Genomic DNA, 19,094 nt, shown 5'->3' on the forward strand with positions numbered 1-19,094 from the left:
CGTACTCATGTACGGCGGCCGCCCGGACCGCCACACTCTCGGCATGACCAGCCCCGTGCCGCTCTGCCCCGACTGCCGCACCGCCCTCGGCCCCGGCGCACACACCGCCTGCCCGCACTGCCGCCTGCCGCTCACCGGCCCCGACGCCGGAGCGCTCTGGCAGATCGAGGTCGCGCTCGGCATGGTCGAGCAGCAGCGGGCCACGCTGCTCGCCCAGCGGGAAGGACTGCTGGCCCGGCTGCGGGCCCTGCGGGACCGCCCCGCGGGCGCCGGCGCGGCCGCGGCGTGGGGCGGAGCCCCGGCCGCCGCGGGCTGGGCGGCCGGCGCGGGTGGTCCGGTCGGTCCGGTGTGGACCGTCGGCGCCGGTCAGCAGGCCGGCGGCGGGCGGGCGGAGGTGTCGGGGCGGTCGGCCCAGACCGTGCTGCTCGTCCTCGGCGGCCTGCTGGTCAGCGTCGCCGCCCTGGTCTTCACCGTGGTCAGCTGGGGCTACCTCGGGATCGGCGGGCGCGCGGCCGTGCTGCTCGCGCTCACCGCGATCGCGCTCGCCGTCCCGAAGCCGCTCCTGCGACGCGGCCTCACCGCCACCGCCGAGGCGGCCGCGGGCATCGGCCTCGGCCTCGTCCTGCTCGACGGGTACGCGGCCCGCGCCGCCGGCCTGGCCGGGCTCGACGGCGGCGACGGGGCGGCCTACTGGGCGGTCGTCACCGGCGTCGTCGCGGCGGGCGCGCTCGGGTACGGGTGGGCGCTGCGCCTGCGCTTCCCGCTGGTGGTCGGCTTCCTGACGACGCGGATCCCCGTCCTGCTCGCGCTCGTCGCGGCGGAGGTGGTGGCCGTCCAGGCGTACGCGGCGGCGATGGTCGGTGCGACCGCGGTCGACGTGCTTCTGCTCGGCGCCGCCCGCCGGACCTCGCGCCTGGTGCGACCGGCCCCGACGGCCGGCGCTTCGGCGGAAACCGGCACGCCGACGGGCGACGGGCCGACCGGCGACGGCGCGGGGCTGCCGGGTGCTGCGGCCGGGGCGGTGGCCGGTGCTGCGGCCGGTTCTTCGAACGCTGCGAGCGCCGGTGAGGCGAAGACGGCCGCGGGCGGTGCGCCGGCCGGTGCGGGTGCCGCGCCGTGGGCGGCGGGCACGGCCCTCCCGGGCGGTGCCGCCGGGGCATGGCCGGCGGGTGCCTTCCCGGCCGGGCCCGGCGGGACGTGGCCGACGGCGGGCCCGGCGGGTCCGCGCACGGTGCGGGACGGCTGGTCCGTGCTGTGGCAGTGCGTGGCGGGGTTCGCCGCGCTGTGGGCGATGGTCGGCGGGCTGCTCGCCGGGGCCGGCTCCGCGGCGGCGGACGGTGCGGGGGAGGCCGCGTGGGCGGTGCTGCCGCTCGGTGGACTGGCCCTGCTCGGACTGGCGCTCGCCGGGCAGGCCGCGGTGCCGTCGTCGATCCGGCCGCTCCCGGCCGCCGCGGCCGGGGTCGCCCTGGTCGTCGCCCTCGGCGGCGTCCTGCGGCACCTGGCGGACACGGACTGGACGGCCGTCGCGTACGAGGCGCCGGCGCTGCTGCTGCTCGTCGCCGCGAGCTCCCTGCGCCGTACGCCGGTCGGCGTGCGGCGGGTCGGGACCGCCCTCGGGCTGGCCGGTGCGGGCGGTGGTGCGCTGCTGCTGACCACGCTCGCGGCCGTTCCGGCCCTGCTCCGGGCGATCGCGGAACCGGTGGCGCACGCCGACGCGGCCTGGGCCGGCGCGACCTCGCTCGGCTGGACGTGGGAGCTGGGCGCCGCGCCGCTGGTCGGACTGGCGCTGTGCGCCGTCGCGGTGGTCCTCGCGGACGGACTGCGGCCGGTCGGCACGGAGGCGGCGGCCTCCGCGATCGGCGTGGTGACGGTGGCGCTGCTGCCCGTGGCGGCCGGTGCGCCGTACGGCGTCGCGGTCGCGGTGCCCCTGGTGCTCGGGGTGCTCGCCACCGCGGCGACGGTGCTGCGCGGCGCCCGGCCGGGTGTCCTCGCGGCGCTGTGCGGTGCGCCCGCGCCGGCGCTGCTGTGGGCGTCGGCGGACCGGTCGGCGACGGTCGTGGTGCTCGGGGTGTGCGTACTGCTGGCAGCGCTGCTCGCGTGGCGCGGCGCGGCGGTGGCGCCCGTGGCGGGCGCGGCCGGTGTGCTGCTGCTCGGCGGTGAGGCGGCCGCGGTCGGCACGGTCGGCGGACTGTCGACGTCCGGCGTGGTGCTCGCCGTCCTGGCGGTGGCGGTCCTGTCCGCGCCGCTCGCCGCCGTGCTGCGGACGGAGGCGGCGCCCGCGCAGGCCGATCCGGCCGGGTCCGGGCGGGCGGCCGGGGCGCTGTCCCTGGCGGTGGAGTTCGCCGGGTACGCACTGGCGGTGGTGGCGCTGCCGCTGCTCCTGAGCCACCCGGGGGTGCTGGCGTTCGCGCTGGCGGTGAGCGGGGTGACGGCGCTCGGCGTGGCGCTGCGGGCCGACCGGCGGGTGCCGGCCGCCGTGGCGGCGGGAGTGCTGCTGACCTGCTCCTCCTGGGTGCGGCTCGCCCTCTGGGACGTCCGCACGCCGGAGGCGTACACGCTCCCGCTCGCGGTCGTCGCCCTCGCGATCGGCCACCGGCGGCACCGGCAGGAGCCGGACGCGGCGTCCTGGTCGACGTACGGCCCCGGCCTGTCGCTCGCGTTCCTGCCGAGCGTGCTCGCGCTCTGGTCGGACGGGCACTGGGTGCGGCCGCTGCTGCTCGGCGTGGGCGCGCTCGCCGTCACGGTGGCCGGCGTCCGGCTGCGGCTCCAGGCACCGCTGCTGCTGGGTGCCGCGACCGCTCTGCTCACGGCCGGGCACGAGCTCGCGCCGACGGTCGTCCAGGCTCTCGGCCTGCTGCCGCGCTGGGTGCCGCTCGCCCTCGCCGGCCTCCTCCTGCTGGCCCTCGGCGCCCGCTACGAGCAGCGCCTGCACGACGCCCGCCGCCTGCGGGAGTCGCTCCGCACCCTGCGCTGACCGGGGCGCGGAGCGAGGAGCGGGCGCCGCGCCCCGTGGGTCGGGGCGGCCTACGACAGGTCGAGGCGTTCGCGGGCTTCGGTGACCCAGCGGCGGACGGCGTGGGCCTCGCAGGCGGCGGCGAGGGTGTCGGCCTCCGCGAGGAGGGCGGTCGCGTCGGCGGGGCGCTGCTGGTCGGCGGCGACGTGGGCGAGGGCGATGAGGTTGGCGGCCACACCCGGCCGGAAGTCCAGCTCGCGGCGCAGGCGGGTGGATTCCTCGAAGAGGGGGAGGGCGGCCTCGGGCCGTCCGGCGTACTGCTCCGCGAAGCCCAGGTGGCGCAGGACGTACGAGAGGGTCAGCCGGTCGCCGGCCTTGGTGGCGAGCTCCAGGGCGCGTTCGAACGCGGGCAGGGCGGTCGGGGTGTCCTCGCGGACGACCTGGTGGAAGGTGCCGATCCAGAACAGCGCCTCGCCCTCGCCGCGCGCGTCGCCGAGCCTGGCGTACAGCTCGGCGGCGCGCTCGAACAGCTCCAACTCCCGGGCGTCCTCGACCCGGTCGTCGAGGAAGCGGGCGTGCACCAGTCGGCCGCGGGCCAGGGCGAGGTCGGCCTCGGCGGCGTCGAGGCCGACCTCCGCGACGGTGAGGGCGTCGGTGTCGCCGGTGAAGACGGCGCGTTCGTAGAGGTGGCCGGCCCGTTCGATCCGTATGTCCGTGGTCATGGGGCCCACTCTACGGGCGGACGGACCGTCAGGTCCGAGGCACCGCAACCACGTTGAACGGCGTGGTGGGCAGCGGGTCGATGTCGAAGCGGGCGTTGGGCAGGTAGAGGCGGTCGCCGTACGCGGCGACGGTGGACGGGATGCGGAAGCGCGGGTCGGTGATCCGGCGGGTGGGGGCGGCCCGGCGGCCGTCCGGGGTGAGGCGCAGGACGGCGATCTCGTCGAGGAAGTTGCGGACCACGAACAGCTCGCAGCCGTGCCGCAGCAGGCCGTCGCCCCAGGTGAGCGAGGTGCCGCCGAGGTCGACGTCCTCGGCGACGCCGGTGCGCGGGTCGATCCGGTTCAGGCTGCCGGTGGTCATGTTGACGACCAGCAGGGCCCGGCCGTCGGGCGTGGTCTCGATGCCGTTGGCGCAGGTGCTGTCGGGGACCTGCTGGAAGGTGCCGGTGATCGGCCGCCGGACGAGGTCGGCGGCGTCGGGCAGCCGGCCGCCGGGGCCGAGCGGGAGGCCGTACAGGACGGCGTTGAGCGAGTCGGTGATCCAGACGGCGTCGCGGGTGACGACCAGGTCGTTGATGAAGCTGTCGCCGCCGGTGAGCCGGTACGAGGCGAGCGTGCGGCCGGTGCGGGAGTCGACGACGCGGGCGTCGCCGCCGTTGGCGCCGGCGACGAAGAGCCGGCCGTGCGGGTCGACCTTGAGGCCGAGCGAGGGCGTTCCGGCGGCCGGGCCGGCGCTGAACACCTCGCCCCGGCCGGTGGCGAGTTCGGCCCGGTACAGCGAGCCGTCGGCGAGCGAGCCGAGGTAGGCGCGGCCGCGCGGGTCGATCGCGATGCCTTCGGGACGGAACCCGTCGGGCAGGGCGAACTCGGTCGGCCAGGTGGCGCGTTCGGCCCCGGCGGCCTGACCGGCGGCCTGACCGGCGGCGTGACCGGCGGCGTGCGCGGCCGGGCCGAACGGGTCGAGCAGGGCGGCCGCGCCGGCTGCGGCGCCCAGGCCGAGCAGGCGGCGGCGGGTCAGCCGGCGGGTGGGCCCGGCGGGGCCGGGTGCGGGCAGGCGTGCGGACATGCCGAAGGTTCCTTCCCCCGTGGAACTGGACGGTGACACCCCAGCACACGCGGATCGCCCGTGTACGCAGGACGGCCACGGCTTCACAAGCGGATCGGCGGGGTCCGTCCCGGGATCGGGGCCCCGGGCGGGTTATCGTGGCACGAGTCCGGCCACGGACGGCCGGTACCCGGTAGAGAGGAACAGACGACGTGGAGCAGCGAGTGCTCGGCCGGACCGGCCGCGCGGTGTCGGTGGTCGGCCTGGGCACGTGGCAGCTCGGCGCGGACTGGGGCGACGTGGAGGAGAGCACCGCGCTCGCCGTCCTGGACGCCGCGGTCGAGGCCGGGGTGACCTTCTTCGACACGGCCGACGTGTACGGCGACGGCCGCAGCGAGCAGTTGATCGGCCGCTACCTGCACGGGCCCGGCGCGGGCGCCGGCATCTTCGTGGCCACCAAGCTCGGCCGCCGCCTGCCGCAGCTGCCCGAGAACTACGTGATGGACAACTTCCGCCCCTGGGTGGAGCGTTCGCTGCGCAATCTGGACACCGACCGGCTCGACCTGGTGCAGCTGCACTGCCCGCCGACCCCGGTGTACTCCTCCGGCGAGGTGTTCGACGCGCTGGACACCCTGGTCGCCGAGCAGAAGATCGCCGCGTACGGCGTCAGTGTGGAGACCTGCGAGGAGGCGCTCACCGCGATCGCCCGGCCGGGCGTGGCGAGCGTGCAGATCATCCTCAACCCGTTCCGGCTCAAGCCGCTGGAGGCGGTGCTGCCCGCCGCGCAGGCCGCCGGGGTCGGCATCATCGCCCGGGTGCCGCTGGCCAGCGGCCTGCTGTCCGGCCGGTACACCGCGGAGACGGTCTTCCCCAAGGACGACCACCGCACCTACAACCGCGACGGCTCCGCCTTCGACCAGGGCGAGACCTTCTCCGGCGTCGACTACGCGACGGGTGTCGAGGCCGCCGTCGAGTTCGCGGAGCTCGCCCCGGCCGGGGCCACCCCGGCCCAGACCGCGCTGCGCTGGATCCTGCAGCAGCCCGGCGTCAGCTCGGTGATCCCCGGCGCCCGCTCGGCCGAGCAGGCCCGCGCGAACGCGGCCGCCGCCGACCTCCCCGCGCTGCCGGAGGCGACGCTGGACGCGGTCCGCGAGCTGTACGACCGGCGGATCCGCGCCCAGGTGCACGGCCGCTGGTAGCCGGCCGCGCGTCGCCGACGCTCCGTCAGGCGGCTTCGTCCCTGTCGTAGTCGAGCAGGACCACGCCGTTGGAGAAGGTACGGCTGCGGGTCAGGGTGAGCGACTCCTCGAGGTCGGCCGGCGGGAAGAGCGGCTTCCCCCGGCCGATCAGTACCGGGTGCACCAGCACCCGGTACGCGTCGATCAGGCCCTGCTCCCGGAACGCGGCCCCCAGGTCGGCGCCGCCCACCACGATGTCGCCGCCCGGCCCGGCCTTCATCGCCCGCACCTCGTCCGGGTCCACCTCGTGGCGGACGGTGGTGTTCCAGTCGGCGTGGTCGAGCGTGCGCGAGTACACGACCTTCGGCATCGACCGCCAGATCCCGGCGAAGTCCGCGATCACCGGCGGGGCCTGGGGGTCCTGGTCGGCGGTCGGCCAGTACGCGGCCATCAGGTCGTACGTCACCCGGCCGTGGATGAACGCGCCCATGGTGCGCAGCTCGTCGTTGAGGAAGCCGTGGAGTTCGTCGTCGACCCGGTGCCAGTCGATCCGGCGGTCCGGCCGCTCGATGTAGCCGTCCAGGGAGACCGACATCATCAGGATGATCTTCCGCATGGCCGTCCTCGCGCGCGATGGGATGGGGGCCGTTTCACGGTATGCCCCGGGGCCGACGGCGGACGGGATGCCAGGATGCGTGTCATGGGGCCGACGAGCGGTGGCGGGCAGAGCTGGGAGCCGGAGGCGGAGGGCGTGCTGCGGCTGCCCTCCGGGCGGCTGGTGCGCGGACGGGCGCTGCGGCGGCCCGTCCCGGACGGCCCCCGGCCCGCCTGGGGCCTGTACCTGCTGGGGCGGCCGCCGGCGGGGACGGCGTGGCCGCAACGCTGGGTCCGCTGGCCGGACTTCCGGCTCCCGGCCGATCCGGCCGACTTCGCCGCCGCGCTGCGCGAGCTGTGGACCCGGGCGGAGCACGAGCGGGTCGAGGTCGCGTGCGGCGGCGGCCGCGGCCGCACCGGCACCGCCCTCGCCTGCCTCGCCGTCCTCGACGGCGTCGCCCCGGCGTCGGCCGTCGGCTTCGTCCGCGAGCACTACGACCCGCGCGCGGTCGAGACCCCCTGGCAGCGCCGCTTCGTCTCCCGCTTCACCGTTGCCCGGTGACCTGCCGTCGGGTGGGGCGGCGGGGGTGTCGGTGGGCGCTGCTAGGGTCGCGATCATGATGAAGCGCGTGCCGTTCACCGGGGACGAGAAGACCAGCCTCCACGTCGCGCTGGACCGGCACCGGGACGCGGTGCTGTGGAAGCTCGACGGGCTGGACGACGAGCAGTTGCGCCGCCCGATGACGCCGGGCGGCAACAGTCTGCTCGGGCTGGTGAAGCACCTGGGCGGCGCGGAGTTCGGCTGGTTCAGCGGGGCGTTCGGCCGGGAGACCGGCCCGCTGCCCTTCGACCTGGACGCGGACCAGGACTCCGACCTGCGGATCGAGCCGGACGAGACGACGGCGGGCGTGCTGGCGTTCTACCGGCGGGCGTGCGAGGCGTCGGACCGGGTGATCGCCGAGCTGGCGCTGGAGGACACCGGCACCGCGTGGTTCGGCGAGACGGTGTCGCTGCGCTGGGTGCTGATCCACATGACGACGGAGACCGCCCGGCACGCCGGCCACCTGGACATCATGCGTGAGCTGCTGGACGGCGCGACGGGCGACCACAACCGGAAGTGATGGCCCGTCAGGCGGTGCGGGTCTCCGGTGTGAGCAGGACGTAGTCCGCGCCGGACGGGTCGAGGCAGACCGCGAGCCGTCCGACGCCGGGTGTGTCGTCCGGCCCCATCTGGACGGACCCGCCGCCGGCCATGCTCGCGGTCACCGCCGTGTCGCAGTCCGCGACCGCGAAGACCGGGTGCCAGTACGGGCGTCCGCCGGTGAGGACGAGCGCCTCGGCGGGGAGTTCCATCAGCCCGCCGTGCATCCGCTCCATCGGCTGCCCGGCGGGGGTGATCATGCTGTAGGTGCCCCCGCCGTCGGGCAGTTCCGTGTCGTCGTAGCGCCACCCGAAGACGCGCTGGTAGAACTCGCGGGCGCCGGCCGCGTCGGTGGTGTACAGCTCGACCCAGTTGAGGCTGCCCGGGCGGTCCACCGCCTCCAGTCCGGGCGACTTGCCCGGCTTCCAGACGGCGAACTGCCCGCCCAGCGGGTCGCTGAACTGCGCCATCCAGGCCCAGCCGCCGGCGTCCATCGGTGGGACGCGGACGGTGCCGCCGGCCTCCTCGACGGCCCGGGCGGTGGCCTCCACGTCGTCGGTGCGGAAGTAGATCATCCAGGCCGAGCGGGCGCCCTCCTCGGTGAGCCGCCCGATCGCACCGACCGCCTCGCCCTCCGAGCTCAGCAGACCGTAGGAGCCCTCCTCCTCGTCGGCCTCGGCCCCTTCCTCGGCGGCGATCGGGTGGTACTTCCAGCCGAGCACCGAGCCGTAGAAGGCCGCGGCGGCGGGCGGGTCGGGTGCGCCGAGGTCGATCCAGCAGGGTGAGCCGGGTACGAATTCGGTGGTGATCATGGCGATTCCCTCCGGTGGATCTTCGCGAACCATTCCGAATTTCAGACTGGCCCATCGGAGGTGGATCCGCGCGCTCCGGAAAGGTGTATCGCCGGGCGCGCTGGAAATGATCTCCGGGGTCGTGCGTGCGGATATCGCGAAGATCCCCGGCCGCTCTGCGTGTCGGGTGCACACCCGGGCAAGCGGACAGGTAGCGGACCGGACCACCCCGCGCCCGGAATTCGCGGAATATCCGCCCCGCAGCCGCGAAATCGTCACCTCCGGCGCGATTGGCGGGCGTGAGGCTGGGCAGAGGCCGCATGGCCCGCAAATGACCGGGGGAAAATCTTCGCCGGCTCCACCGGGACCGACATCGCTTTTGTCGCAGTACAGCAGCAGAAAGGCACGGGCGTGGCACTCAGCGTGAGCTACGGGGAGCGGTACGGCTGGACAGTGGTCCAGGTCGCGGGGGAGATCGACATCGCCGGGGTGGTCGCCCTGCGCGAGCGCCTCCAGCGGCTGGTCACCGACGGCTGCCTGCACCTGGTCGTCGACATCGGTCGACTCGACTTCTGCGACTCCACCGGTTTCGCGGTGCTGGTCGCCACCCGGCGGATGCTCGCCGCGCGCGGCGGCCGGCTGCGGCTCGTCCTGCCGCCGGCCGAGTCGCACACCCGCAAGGTGCTCGCGCTGTTCGGGATCGAGCGGATCTTCGACGTGCACGAGTCGGTGGAGGACGCCCTCTCCGACGCCCGCACCGTGCCGGGCGCACCGCAGGACGTGGTGCCCCGGCAGCGGGACACGGCGGCGGCCGCCACCGAGTGACCGGACGGGCCGCGCGCTACATCGGGGTGCCGAAGTCCTGGGTCCACCAGGGGCCGCCGCTGCCGGTGTGGATGCCGACGCCCATTTCGGTGAACGAGCAGTTCAGGATGTTGGCGCGGTGGCCCTGGCTGTTCATCCAGCTGGTCATCACCGAGGAGGCGCCCTGCTGGCCGCGGGCGATGTTCTCGCCCCAGCGGCTCCAGCGGTAGCCCGTCGCGTCGATCCGCTGCTGCGGGCCGACGCCGTCCGGGTTGGTGTGGTCGAAGAAGTCGCGCGCCGCCATGTCGTCCGAGTGCCGCTGCGCGGCCTGCTGGAGCTGCGCGTTCATCCGCATCGGGCCGCAGCCGTTGCGGGCGCGCTCGCTGTTCACCAGGTCCAGCACCTGCTGCTGGGCACTGGCGGTGGGCGTGCGGGGCGCCGGGGAGGAGGAGACGGCCGTCGGGGTCGGCGTGGGGGTGGGGGGCGGGGTGGGCGAGGGCGTCGGGGTCGGCGTGGGGGAGGGGGAGGTCACGGCGACCGGAACGACCGCGGTGGTGGCCGGCGGCGCCGCGTCCGGCTGGGCCGGGGCGGGGTCGGGCCGGCCGATGGTGAGGACGCCCGCGATCACGACCACCACCGCGGCACCGCCGACCGCCAGCGGCTTGCGGCCGCGCGGCGCGACCCGGCGGCGCCCGCCGCCACCGGCCCGCCGGTGCGAACGCAGCGCGTGACCACCGCCCGAGCCGCCCGCACCCGTGCCGCCCGCGCCCGAGCCGCCCGCACCCGAGCCGCCGCCGGCGCCACCGGTGGCGAGGCCCGCCGTGCCGCCGCCGCTGCCCGCGGCGGCGGTGAGCGCCCAGGTGGAGTGGCCGAAGGCGTCCGGGATCGGGATCATCGCCAGGCCCGCCAGCAGCCCCTCGGCCGGCATCAGCCCGTCGCGCATCCGCCCGCAGCCGTGGCACTCCTTCGCGTGCCGGCCGATCCGCTTGCGCCACAGCGCGCTCGGCGCGCCGTCCCAGCCGGCGGTCAGCTCGGCCAGCCACGGGCAGGGCGGGTTGACGGCGAGCGCGCGGACGACCACCCGGGCCGCCTCCAGCTGCGTCTTCATCCGCTGCACCCGGACCGCGGCGTGCGCGGGCGATATCTCCAGGGCGGCGGCCAGCTCGGCGCGGCTGAGCTCGCCGGCCGCCTCCTGCCACCACAGGGAGAGCAGGTCCTGGTCGCCGGGGTCGAGCCAGCGGGTCGCCTCGGCGACCTCGCGGCGCTGCTCGGACAGGCCGAGCCGGACGATGGTCAACCCCACGAAGTCGGAGCCCGGGTCGGCCATCCCGTACGCCGAGTCGATGTCGTCACCCGGCAGGGTGGGCTGGGCGTCCCGGTGGCGGCGGCGGATCTGGTTCATCGCGATCGCCACCACCCAGGAGCGGAACCCGTACGGGTCGCGCAGCCCGGGCAGCCCGTCGACCGCGCGGAGCATCGTCTCCTGCACCACGTCGTCGGTGTCCGGGTGCCCGGAGAGGGCGCGCCCGACGATGTTGTAGACCAGCGGAAGGTGCCCGCTGATCAGCTCGGCGGTCGCCTGCCGGTCGCCGAGCTGTGCCTGTCCGACCAGCGCCGCTGCGCGTTCGCTCTCCACTGCGCGGTCCACCTCTGTGTGTCGCCTGTCCGGTCCTGCCCTCACGTACTGGGAGATCCGGCGGCCGGGCCCCGATAACGAAAACCTGTTTGGAAAAATTCGAGCCGGCCTGGCCAGGGACCCTAGCCCACCGAAAACCCGGTGCGTCGCGCCGGGTCGGTGCGCCACCCTGGCGCGATGACGGGATCCCTGATGACGACGGCCGCCGAAGGCGCGGCGGCAGGCCTGGGCGTGGCGATGCCCCTGGGTGCGATCGGGGTCCTGTTGCTCCAGGAGGGGCGGCGCGGCTGGCGGCCCGCCGCGAGCGGGGCGGCGGCGGTCGCGGTGGTGGACGGGCTGTACGCGGCCGTGGCAGTGCTGGTCGGGCCGCAGCTGGCGCGGGCGCTGGCCGGGTACGAGGGCTGGGTGCGGCTGCTGTCGGCGGCGCTGCTCGCGGTGATCGCGGTGCGCGGGCTGCTCTCGCTGCGCGGCGCCGCGCAGTCGGCGCAGGCCGGGCCCGGGGAGGCCGCGGGCGAGGGCGGCGCGTTCCGCTCCTTCGTCCGGTTCGGGCTGCTCACCCTGGTGAACCCGATGACGGCGCTCTACTTCACCGCGCTGATCGCGGCCCGGGGCAGCGGCGGGTCCGGCGGGTCGGGCGGGGCGGTGTACGTGGCGGCGGTGTTCGCGGCCTCGCTGCTGTGGCAGGAGCTGCTCGCCGCGGCCGGTGCGCTGGCCGGGGCCCGGCTGCGGCCGGGGGTGCGGCGCGCCACGTACGCGGCCGGTTACGGACTGGTGGCCTGCCTGGCGATCCGGCTCGCCTGGCCGGGCTGAGCGTGTACGGAGAGTGTCCGTGCGGGAGGCGGACCGTGGCCGGTGTGGTCCGGCCCATAGCGGCGGCGGTTGACGGTGGGCGCAGCGTCGAGCGGCGGTCACGGACCGTCGACGCCACCCGTCCGAGTGGCTCCGAAACCGGGTGAAGCGGGTCACTCGGCGCCGCGACCGGCCGCGTGAAATGCGGCCCGAGCGTTGCCGGCGAGCGCGCTGTACCGCCGGTAACCATGCTCTGAGCTGCGAAGACCTGCGAATGCTTGGCATGGGTGCCCAAGACCCGTAACTTCGAAACCGGTGCAGGGCGCACCACCCGGGATCACCCGAGCAGGACAGACTCCCCGGCGCGGCGAACACGCCGCCCGCAGGGACGCGGGGTGACCGAGGCGCAGGCCGACCGACCGGTTCGGCCGACCGCCCGCGACAACAGGTACGAGCGAGGACGGGCTCTTCCGAGCCCTGGTTCCGCCTGCCTGCCCCCGGGACTTCCGAAAGGAACCGTATGATCTTCCGTAACGAGACCGCCACCGCGACCGCCACCACCGAGAACGGCGGCCGCAAGCGCAACCGCCTGCGTGCGGCCATCGTCGCCGGCACCGCCGTGGCAGTCCTTCCGGTGGCCGGCCTCGTCGCGGCGACCTCGGCTTCCGCCGCGCCCGTCTCCACCTGGGACAAGGTCGCGCAGTGCGAGTCCACCGGTGACTGGTCCATCAACACCGGTAACGGCTTCTACGGTGGCCTGCAGTTCACCTCCAGCACCTGGGCCGCGTACGGCGGCACCCAGTACGCCGCGCAGGCCAACCAGGCCACCAAGGCGCAGCAGATCTCCGTCGCCGAGAAGGTGCTGGCCGACCAGGGCCCGGGCGCCTGGCCCGTCTGCTCCGTCCAGGCCGGTCTGACCAAGGGCGGCGCCGCGGCCGAGGTGGACACCTCCTCGTCCTCCACCGCCGCGAAGTCCACCACCTCGAAGTCGACCACCGACTCCTCGGCGTCGACCGGCGACTCCTCGGCCAAGGCCTCCCGCTCCGAGAGCCGCGCGCAGGCCCCGCAGGCCCAGCAGGCCCCGCAGGCCGCCGAGCAGAACACCGCCGCCGGCAGCTACACCGTCAAGTCCGGTGACACCCTGAGCGCCATCGCCGGCGCCAACGGCACCAGCACCGACGCGCTGTACGCCAAGAACGCCCAGACCATCGGGTCCAACCCGGACGTGATCTACCCCGGCCAGGTGCTGAGCGTCTGACGCACCGCCGAAACGTGGCCGCCCCTTGTTGTCGGGAAGGGGCGGCCTTCGGCATGCCCGGAAACGTTCCGCCGCCGGGCCTAGGTCGCATGATCGGCATGGAACTGGCCTCGCTCCGCTCCTTCCGCGAGGTCTGCCGGCAGGCGTCGATCAGTGGCGCCGCGCACGCGATCGTGGCGCTCGCCGCGTACCGGCGCGAGCGGCCCGGCGTGCGGGTCGCTTTCGCCGAGGAGGTCACCCCGCGCCTGCTGCCCGCGCTGTGCGAGGGCGAGCTGGACGTGGCGGCGGAGTCGTTCCTGCCGGCGCTGCGGGCGGCGGCCGCCGAGGTCGAGCAGGCGGCGTAGGTCCCCGGCCGCTCGGCGGTCCGGTCAGTACGTGGTCCGGTCAGTACGTGGTGCGTGCCTCGCGGCGGGCGGGCAGGACCTCCTCGACCGCGCTGGTGCCGGAGCCCTCGCGGGACTCCCACGCCCAGGTCTCGTCGAGCCGCAGCCGGCCGTCCGCCAGCCGGGACAGTTCGCTGACGCAGCGTCCGCTGCTGGTCTCCCCGGCCTGGTTGAGCTGGACGTACCGGAATTCCAGGGTGTCGCCGACCCGGGTGCCAACCAGGTGGCCGTGGACGATCTCGCCGCCCTGGTACGAGGCCCAGACCCGGCCGTCCTGCTCGCGGTAGCCGAACCGGGTCGCCGTGTCGACCTCACCGGTTTCGGCCCGGCCGGTGGGGGCGAAGGTCAGTCCGTCGAGGGAGGGCAGCATCGCGGGGCTCCTTCCGGGGAGGTGGAGCGCCCAGTCGATCACGTCAAGGCCCCGCCGGGTGGGGCCTTTTCGCATGGTGGGACGGCCGGCAGCCCGGGGCGCGGCTCAGAGGTAGTCCTCCAGCCGGGCGACGGCGAAGCCCTGCGCGGTGGCGGCGTCCAGGAACCGGCGCAGCATGTCGGTCATGGTGCCCTTCCAGCTGTCCGGGCCGCGGAAGTGGGTGAGGACGATGTCGCCGGGGTGCAGGCGCTGGTCGGCGTAGCGGTACTCGAGGTGGTCGGCGAACGCCTCCTCGTTCCACAGCGGCACGGCGGTGATCCCGCACCCGGCGGCGATCCGCAGGCTGGTCGCGGTGTACTCGCCGTACGGCGGGCGGAACAGGCGCGGGCGGGTGCCGATCTCGCGCTCCAGGCGGTCCTGCTGGCCGCAGATCTCCTGCTGCTGGCGGGTGTCGTCCAGGCGGCGCAGGTCGGGGTGGTTGACGGTGTGGTTCTGGATCGCGACGCCCTGCCGCTCCAGCCGGCGGAAGTACTCGTAGTCGGAGCGGGCCAGGTAGTCGGAGAGGAAGGCGCTGACCGGCACCTCCAGTTCGGCCAGCATCCGGCTGAACTCCGGGTCCTTCTCGGCGCCGTCGTCGACGGTCAGGAAGACCACCTTGTCCTGGGTGGGCACCCGGTACACCACCGGCGGCAGCCCGGCGGTCCGCTTCACGCCGGGGCCCTCGGCCAGCTCCGGTCTGCTACTGGGCGCGGCCGGGGCGCGCAGCGGGACGGCGGCCAGGCCCCAGCGGCGGGCGGTCTGGACGCGGCGCTGCGCGGCGGCCTCGCGCTGCGCCGCGGAGGCCTGGGCGTTCAGCTCCTGCCGGTCGGCGCGCTCCGGCTGGGCGGCGGGCCGCCCGGCCGGGGGAGCGGCGGGGACCTGGGCGGGCGGCGGTGCGGCCTGCTCGGCCGAGGTGCCGCAGCCGGTCAGCGCGGCGGTCAGGACGGCGCTCAGGCAGGCGGCGCCGGTGAGCGCCCGACTACGGCGGGTGGATGATCCGATCGGCATACCGGCGGATCGTCCCCATGCCACGACCGGACCAACCAGCTCTCACCCGGACGGCCCACGGGTGCCCGGCCCGGCAGCGGTTGACAGCCCCCGGCGGCGCGGCGTACAGAGAAGAACATGCGCCAGGGCGTGCCGGCGGACCCGCACAGCCCGCCACCCCTCGGCGGCAGCGACCGGCCCGACCCGTCGCCTGCCGCGACCCCCGACGTCCTCCTGCCCCCCTCCGACGAACTGCTGCAGGTCCTGGACGGGCCGCCGGCCGGAGCCTGGGCCGAGGAGGTCGGGCCGCTGCTGGCCGACACCCTGGTCCAGGCCGTCCGCACCACCGCGGCCTACGGCGGCGTGTTCTACCTGCGCTCCGCCGACCGCCGCTCGCTGGTGATCAGCGCCGTCGCGGGCGTGCCGCTGGCCCTGCTCGACGCCTTCCGGCGGATCCCGGTCGCCGCCCCGCTGCCCGTCGCCGAGACCTACCGCACCGGCCGCACCGTGCTGCTCTCCGGCGCCGACGACGCGATGCGGCGCTACCCCCGGCTCGCCGTCGGCATGCCCTACGCCTACGCCTCGGCGGCCGTCCCGATCGTCGACGGCGAACAGGTCTTCGGCGTGCTCTCCGTGCTCTGGCCCGCCTCCCCGGCCGGGCCGCCGCCCGCCGCCCGCCGCCAGCTGCGCGCCGCCGCCCACCGGATGGGCGCCGCCCTCGCCCCGTTCGGGGAGCGGGTGCACGGTGACGGCTACCCCGCCGCCGTCTCCCTGCCGGACCCGAGCGGCGGCGCCCTGCGGCTGGGCTTCTTCGAGTGGGACCTCGCCGACAACCGGCTCAGCGTGGACGACGAGCTCGCGACGATCCTGGGCATCGAGGACTTCGACGGCCGCGGCGCCACCCTGCTGGAGCGGATCGTCCCCGAGGACGTCGACCTGCTGCGCCAGACCGCCCGCGCGGCGGCGCGCAGCGGCGGCGGGTTCGCCCGGCAGGTGCGCACCCTGGACCCCAACGGCGGCCACCGGGTCCTGGACCTGCGCGGCCGGGCGGTGGGCGGCGGCTCGCACCTGGTCGTCGCCGTGCTCGACGCCGGCGCGGCCGGCGCCGCGGTCGCCGCCGTCGAACGGCTGCGCGACGGGGTCTTCGCCCTCGACCCCGAGGGCCGGCTCGGCTACCTCAACCGCAGCGCCGAGCTGCTCCTCGACACCGACCGCGACCTGATACTCGGCCGGCACCCCTGGTCGGTCCTCACCTGGCTCGCCGACCCCGCCTACGAGGACCGCTACCGCGCCGCGATGCTCTCCCAGCAGCCGACCGCCTTCCTCGCCTGCCGCCCGCCCGACCACTGGCTCGCCTTCTCGCTCTACCCCGACGCCCACGGACTGACCGGACGGATCATCCCCGCCTCCTCGCCCGGCGACCACCGCACCACCCTCCCCGAGGCGCCCCCGCCGACCCGGGCCAGCGTCGGCGCGGTCTACCACCTGCTGCAACTGGCCAGCGCGCTCACCGAGGCCGTCACCGTGCAGGAGGTCTGCGACTGTGTGATCGACCAGATCCTGCCCGGCTTCGGCGGGCAGGAGATCGCGCTCTACCTGGCGCGCTCCGGACGGATGCACCTGGTCGCCCAGACCGGCTACCCCGCCGGATTCCTCGAACCCTTCGAGGGCACGCCGCTGCGCGCCCGGCTGCCCGGAACCGAGGCGCTGGTCAGTGGCGCGCCGATCTTCTTCGAGTCCGAGGGCGAGCTGGACGCCGCCTACCCCGGCATCACCCGCGACGAGATGCACGCCTGGGCGTTCCTGCCGCTGATCGCCTCCGGCCACCCGGTCGGCAGCTGCATCCTCGGCTTCGAACAGCGGCGGACCTTCACCGCCGAGGACCGCGCGGTCCTCTCCGCCCTCGGCGGCCTGATCGCCCAGGCCCTCGAACGGGCCCGCCTCTACGACGCCGAGTTCGCCCTCGCCCGCGGACTGCAGCAGGCGCTGCTCCCGCACCGGCTCCCCAAGGTCCCCGAACTCACCATCGCGGCCCGGTACCTGCCCGGCACCCGCGGCATGGAGATCGGCGGCGACTGGTACGACGCCGTCGCCACCGCCGGCGGGGTGTGGCTGGTCATCGGGGACGTCGAGGGCCACAACGTCGGCGCCGCCGCAGTGATGGGCCAACTGCGCTCCGCCGCACGGGCGTTCGCCACCGGCGGCAGCTCGCCGCAGGACGTCCTCGCGCGCACCAACCACCTGCTGGTCGACCTCGACGCCGGACTGCTCGCCAGCTGCTGCCTGCTGCGGCTCGACCCCGCCGACGGACGCTACATCGCGGCCCGGGCCGGACACCTGCCCCCGCTCCTGCGCCGCGCGGACGGGCGCACCGAGATCCTCGACGTGGCCGGCGGCCCGCTGCTCGGCATCGACCGCAGCGTCGAGTACCCGGTGACCCGGGGCACCCTCCCCGCCGGGGCGATCATCGCGCTCTACACCGACGGCCTGGTCGAACGGCCCGGCACCGCCGTCTCGGAAGGCATCGACCGGCTGCGCACCACCCTCGCCCACGCCGCGGCCCCCGACCTGGAGGCCCTCGCCGACCTCCTGCTCGGCCGCGCCAGCCGCATCGAGCACCGCGCCGACGACGTTGCCCTCCTGCTCACCCGCCGCGAACCCTCCGGGTAGGCCGTCGCTCCCGGACCACACGGGGAGCCGGCCTCCGTACCGCCCCGTGGGCGGACCCGGCGGGGAGCGACTTTCGTCGGAGGCGGGGGCGACTTTGGAGGGCAGTCGGCGCCGGATCGTCCGGGTTAGCCTCGGCGGGTGAGCGAGACGGTGAAGGGGCTGGTCCGGCGCGCGCTGCCCGGGCCGTGGGACCGGCGGGCCCGGGTACGGGAAGGGGCCGGGGCCCTCCTGCTGGCGCTGCTCGGGGCGGGGATCGAGATCCTCGGCACGGGGCAGCCGCTGCGGGCGGCCGCGGTCGGCGCGGCGACGGCCGCGCTGTACCTGCTGCGCCGGGGCCTGCCCGGCCCGGTGCTGGTCGCCGCGGCGCTCTGCTCGGCCGGGCCGGGCGGGTTCGTCCCGCTGCTCACCGTCGCCGGGTACTCCGCCGGCCGGCGGATCGTCCGCGCGCTGCCGGCCGCCGCCTGGTTCCTCGGCTCGCTGCTGCTGGTACCGGCCACCGCGTTCCTGATCGACCCGGACGACCTGCCGCTGCCCGGCCTGCTCGGGGTCACGGTGACCGGGTTCCTGCTGCTCGCCGTGCTGCCCGGCGTGTTCGGCCGCTACCGCGCGCAGCGGCACACCCTGCTCAGCACGCTCCGCGAGCGCAACGAACAGCTGGTCCGCGAGCGCGCGATGATCGCCCACCAGGCCCGGCTGCGCGAACGCCACCGGATCGCCCAGGACATGCACGACAGCCTCGGCCACCAGCTCGCCCTGCTCTCCGTGCACACCGGCGCGCTGGAGGTGGACCGGACGCTGACCGACCGCCAGCGCGAGACGGTGACCGTGCTGCGCCGGGCCGCCACCGGCGCGATGCGCGAACTGCGCGAGGTGGTCGGCTTGCTGCGGGACGACTCGGTGCCCGAGGCGGGCGGCGTCGACGCGGTGCAGAAGCTGGTCGAGGCCTCCCGGGCCGCCGGCACCGCCGTCGAGCTGCGCCGCGACGGGGAACCGCACCCGCTCGCCGCCGCCACCGGCCACGCCGCGTACCGGATCGTCCAGGAGGGGCTGACCAACGCGCACAAGCACGCGCCGGCCGCCCCGATCACGGTGGCGCTGCGCTGGGAGCCGGACGCGCTGCTGGTCGAGGTGGTCAACGGCCCCGCGCCGCAGGGCGGGCAGCCGGCCGCGGTCAGCGGCGGCCAGGGGCTGACCGGCCTGCGGGAGCGGGCCCGGCTGCTCGGCGGGATGGTGCACTCGGGCGCCGCGCCCGGCGGCGGGTTCCGGCTCGCCGGGGTGCTGCCGTACCGGGCGGACGGCCGGCCCGGCGCCGAGACCGCCGAGGACGAGGACCTGGCCCAGCTGCCGCCCGCCCTCGACCCGCCGCGCCGGCGCAGCCCCGCGCTGGGCTGCGCGTGCGGTGCGCTGGTGGTGGTCGCCGCGGTGCTCGGCGTCCTGGTGTGGGGCGTCGTGCAGTTCATCGAGGCGGCGGAGAACTCGACCGTCCCGCTGAGCGTCTACGAGTCGATCGAGGTCGGGCAGGACCAGGCGGCCGTCGACGCCCGGCTGCCGCGCGGCAGCCGGATCCTCACCGGCGACCTGCACAAGCTGCTGCCCGACGAGCCGCCGGGCGCGGACTGCCGCTGGTTCACCACCGACACCGAGGTGGGCTTCAGCACCACCCAGGACGCGGTGCGGTTCTGCTTCCGCGACGGCGTGCTGATCGACAAGCAGCACGTCCGTGGCAAGGTATAG

General features: G+C 75.8%; 17 protein-coding genes. 10 read left to right on the forward strand and 7 right to left on the reverse strand.

The window, feature by feature from the left end; genetic code table 11:
- The first annotated feature begins 43 nt into the window (after nt 1–43).
- Nucleotides 44–2,974 carry an SCO7613 C-terminal domain-containing membrane protein gene (locus tag ACGFX4_RS03990; protein WP_393070013.1) on the forward strand — a complete coding sequence of 977 codons (2,931 nt, stop codon included), beginning with the start codon at nt 44–46 and terminating at the stop codon, nt 2,972–2,974.
- 50 nt (nt 2,975–3,024) lie between these two features.
- Here the strand turns inward: ACGFX4_RS03990 and ACGFX4_RS03995 are convergent, their stop codons facing one another.
- Nucleotides 3,025–3,675, reverse strand: a complete 651-nt coding sequence (locus ACGFX4_RS03995) for a tetratricopeptide repeat protein (RefSeq protein WP_393070015.1) — start codon at nt 3,673–3,675, stop codon at nt 3,025–3,027.
- Between the two features lie 28 nt (nt 3,676–3,703).
- Complete coding sequence (locus ACGFX4_RS04000) at nt 3,704–4,741, reverse strand: SMP-30/gluconolactonase/LRE family protein (protein WP_393070016.1); 1,038 nt, start codon at nt 4,739–4,741, stop codon at nt 3,704–3,706.
- Between the two features lie 191 nt (nt 4,742–4,932).
- Between ACGFX4_RS04000 and ACGFX4_RS04005 the strand changes: the two genes are divergently transcribed.
- Nucleotides 4,933–5,919 (forward strand): aldo/keto reductase, encoded by a 987-nt coding sequence (locus tag ACGFX4_RS04005; protein WP_393070017.1) that lies wholly within the window; start codon nt 4,933–4,935, stop codon nt 5,917–5,919.
- A gap of 25 nt (nt 5,920–5,944) precedes the next feature.
- On the opposite strand, the gene ACGFX4_RS04010 is transcribed toward ACGFX4_RS04005, so the two are convergent.
- The gene (locus tag ACGFX4_RS04010) at nt 5,945–6,514 is read right to left on the reverse strand and encodes a dihydrofolate reductase family protein (protein ID WP_393070019.1); all 570 of its coding nucleotides are present in this window, start codon (nt 6,512–6,514) and stop codon (nt 5,945–5,947) included.
- An 84-nt stretch (nt 6,515–6,598) separates the two neighbouring features.
- On the opposite strand from ACGFX4_RS04010, the gene ACGFX4_RS04015 reads away from it, so the two are divergent.
- The gene (locus ACGFX4_RS04015) at nt 6,599–7,054 is read left to right on the forward strand and encodes a protein-tyrosine phosphatase family protein (RefSeq protein WP_393070021.1); all 456 of its coding nucleotides are present in this window, start codon (nt 6,599–6,601) and stop codon (nt 7,052–7,054) included.
- Between the two features lie 55 nt (nt 7,055–7,109).
- Complete coding sequence (locus ACGFX4_RS04020) at nt 7,110–7,613, forward strand: DinB family protein (RefSeq protein WP_393070023.1); 504 nt, start codon at nt 7,110–7,112, stop codon at nt 7,611–7,613.
- A gap of 7 nt (nt 7,614–7,620) precedes the next feature.
- Here the strand turns inward: ACGFX4_RS04020 and ACGFX4_RS04025 are convergent, their stop codons facing one another.
- Nucleotides 7,621–8,445, reverse strand: a complete 825-nt coding sequence (locus ACGFX4_RS04025; protein ID WP_393070025.1) for a VOC family protein — start codon at nt 8,443–8,445, stop codon at nt 7,621–7,623.
- Nucleotides 8,446–8,835: 390 nt separating this feature from the next.
- Here ACGFX4_RS04025 and ACGFX4_RS04030 point away from each other — a divergent pair, with 390 nt between their 5' ends.
- On the forward strand, nt 8,836–9,249 hold the full coding sequence (locus tag ACGFX4_RS04030) for an STAS domain-containing protein (protein WP_393070027.1): 414 nt from the start codon (nt 8,836–8,838) through the stop codon (nt 9,247–9,249).
- 16 nt (nt 9,250–9,265) lie between these two features.
- On the opposite strand, the gene ACGFX4_RS04035 is transcribed toward ACGFX4_RS04030, so the two are convergent.
- Complete coding sequence (locus ACGFX4_RS04035; RefSeq protein ID WP_393070029.1) at nt 9,266–10,864, reverse strand: sigma-70 family RNA polymerase sigma factor; 1,599 nt, start codon at nt 10,862–10,864, stop codon at nt 9,266–9,268.
- Between the two features lie 177 nt (nt 10,865–11,041).
- On the opposite strand from ACGFX4_RS04035, the gene ACGFX4_RS04040 reads away from it, so the two are divergent.
- From ACGFX4_RS04040 to ACGFX4_RS04050, 3 genes are all read left to right on the forward strand, one after another.
- Nucleotides 11,042–11,674, forward strand: coding sequence for a LysE family transporter (locus ACGFX4_RS04040; protein ID WP_393070031.1), 633 nt, complete (start codon nt 11,042–11,044; stop codon nt 11,672–11,674).
- Nucleotides 11,675–12,173: 499 nt separating this feature from the next.
- The gene (locus tag ACGFX4_RS04045; RefSeq protein WP_393070033.1) at nt 12,174–12,911 is read left to right on the forward strand and encodes a transglycosylase family protein; all 738 of its coding nucleotides are present in this window, start codon (nt 12,174–12,176) and stop codon (nt 12,909–12,911) included.
- A gap of 89 nt (nt 12,912–13,000) precedes the next feature.
- A complete protein-coding gene (locus tag ACGFX4_RS04050) occupies nt 13,001–13,255 on the forward strand; it encodes a hypothetical protein (protein WP_393070035.1) in 255 nt (84 codons plus the stop codon).
- Nucleotides 13,256–13,295: 40 nt separating this feature from the next.
- On the opposite strand, the gene ACGFX4_RS04055 is transcribed toward ACGFX4_RS04050, so the two are convergent.
- The gene (locus ACGFX4_RS04055) at nt 13,296–13,664 is read right to left on the reverse strand and encodes a hypothetical protein (RefSeq protein WP_393070037.1); all 369 of its coding nucleotides are present in this window, start codon (nt 13,662–13,664) and stop codon (nt 13,296–13,298) included.
- A 105-nt stretch (nt 13,665–13,769) separates the two neighbouring features.
- A complete protein-coding gene (locus ACGFX4_RS04060; protein WP_393070039.1) occupies nt 13,770–14,711 on the reverse strand; it encodes a polysaccharide deacetylase family protein in 942 nt (313 codons plus the stop codon).
- 117 nt (nt 14,712–14,828) lie between these two features.
- On the opposite strand from ACGFX4_RS04060, the gene ACGFX4_RS04065 reads away from it, so the two are divergent.
- Both ACGFX4_RS04065 and ACGFX4_RS04070 read left to right on the forward strand, forming a co-directional pair.
- Entirely contained in the window at nt 14,829–17,360 is a 2,532-nt protein-coding gene (locus ACGFX4_RS04065; RefSeq protein WP_393070041.1) for a SpoIIE family protein phosphatase, read from the forward strand.
- A gap of 138 nt (nt 17,361–17,498) precedes the next feature.
- Nucleotides 17,499–19,094, forward strand: coding sequence for a sensor histidine kinase (locus tag ACGFX4_RS04070; protein ID WP_393070043.1), 1,596 nt, complete (start codon nt 17,499–17,501; stop codon nt 19,092–19,094).

Origin of the sequence: Kitasatospora sp. NPDC048365 (genome assembly GCF_043200835.1) — a bacterium.
In the GTDB taxonomy this organism is placed as follows: domain Bacteria; phylum Actinomycetota; class Actinomycetes; order Streptomycetales; family Streptomycetaceae; genus Kitasatospora; species Kitasatospora terrestris.

Coding starts and splice junctions, on each gene's coding strand:
- ACGFX4_RS03990 (WP_393070013.1), top strand. CDS start 44: ATGACCAGCCCCGTGCCGCTCTGCCCCGACTGCCGCACCGCCCTCGGC.
- ACGFX4_RS03995 (WP_393070015.1), bottom strand. CDS start 3,675: ATGACCACGGACATACGGATCGAACGGGCCGGCCACCTCTACGAACGC.
- ACGFX4_RS04000 (WP_393070016.1), bottom strand. CDS start 4,741: ATGTCCGCACGCCTGCCCGCACCCGGCCCCGCCGGGCCCACCCGCCGG.
- ACGFX4_RS04010 (WP_393070019.1), bottom strand. CDS start 6,514: ATGCGGAAGATCATCCTGATGATGTCGGTCTCCCTGGACGGCTACATC.
- ACGFX4_RS04015 (WP_393070021.1), top strand. CDS start 6,599: ATGGGGCCGACGAGCGGTGGCGGGCAGAGCTGGGAGCCGGAGGCGGAG.
- ACGFX4_RS04020 (WP_393070023.1), top strand. CDS start 7,110: ATGATGAAGCGCGTGCCGTTCACCGGGGACGAGAAGACCAGCCTCCAC.
- ACGFX4_RS04025 (WP_393070025.1), bottom strand. CDS start 8,445: ATGATCACCACCGAATTCGTACCCGGCTCACCCTGCTGGATCGACCTC.
- ACGFX4_RS04040 (WP_393070031.1), top strand. CDS start 11,042: ATGACGGGATCCCTGATGACGACGGCCGCCGAAGGCGCGGCGGCAGGC.
- ACGFX4_RS04045 (WP_393070033.1), top strand. CDS start 12,174: ATGATCTTCCGTAACGAGACCGCCACCGCGACCGCCACCACCGAGAAC.
- ACGFX4_RS04050 (WP_393070035.1), top strand. CDS start 13,001: ATGATCGGCATGGAACTGGCCTCGCTCCGCTCCTTCCGCGAGGTCTGC.
- ACGFX4_RS04055 (WP_393070037.1), bottom strand. CDS start 13,664: ATGCTGCCCTCCCTCGACGGACTGACCTTCGCCCCCACCGGCCGGGCC.
- ACGFX4_RS04060 (WP_393070039.1), bottom strand. CDS start 14,711: ATGCCGATCGGATCATCCACCCGCCGTAGTCGGGCGCTCACCGGCGCC.
- ACGFX4_RS04065 (WP_393070041.1), top strand. CDS start 14,829: ATGCGCCAGGGCGTGCCGGCGGACCCGCACAGCCCGCCACCCCTCGGC.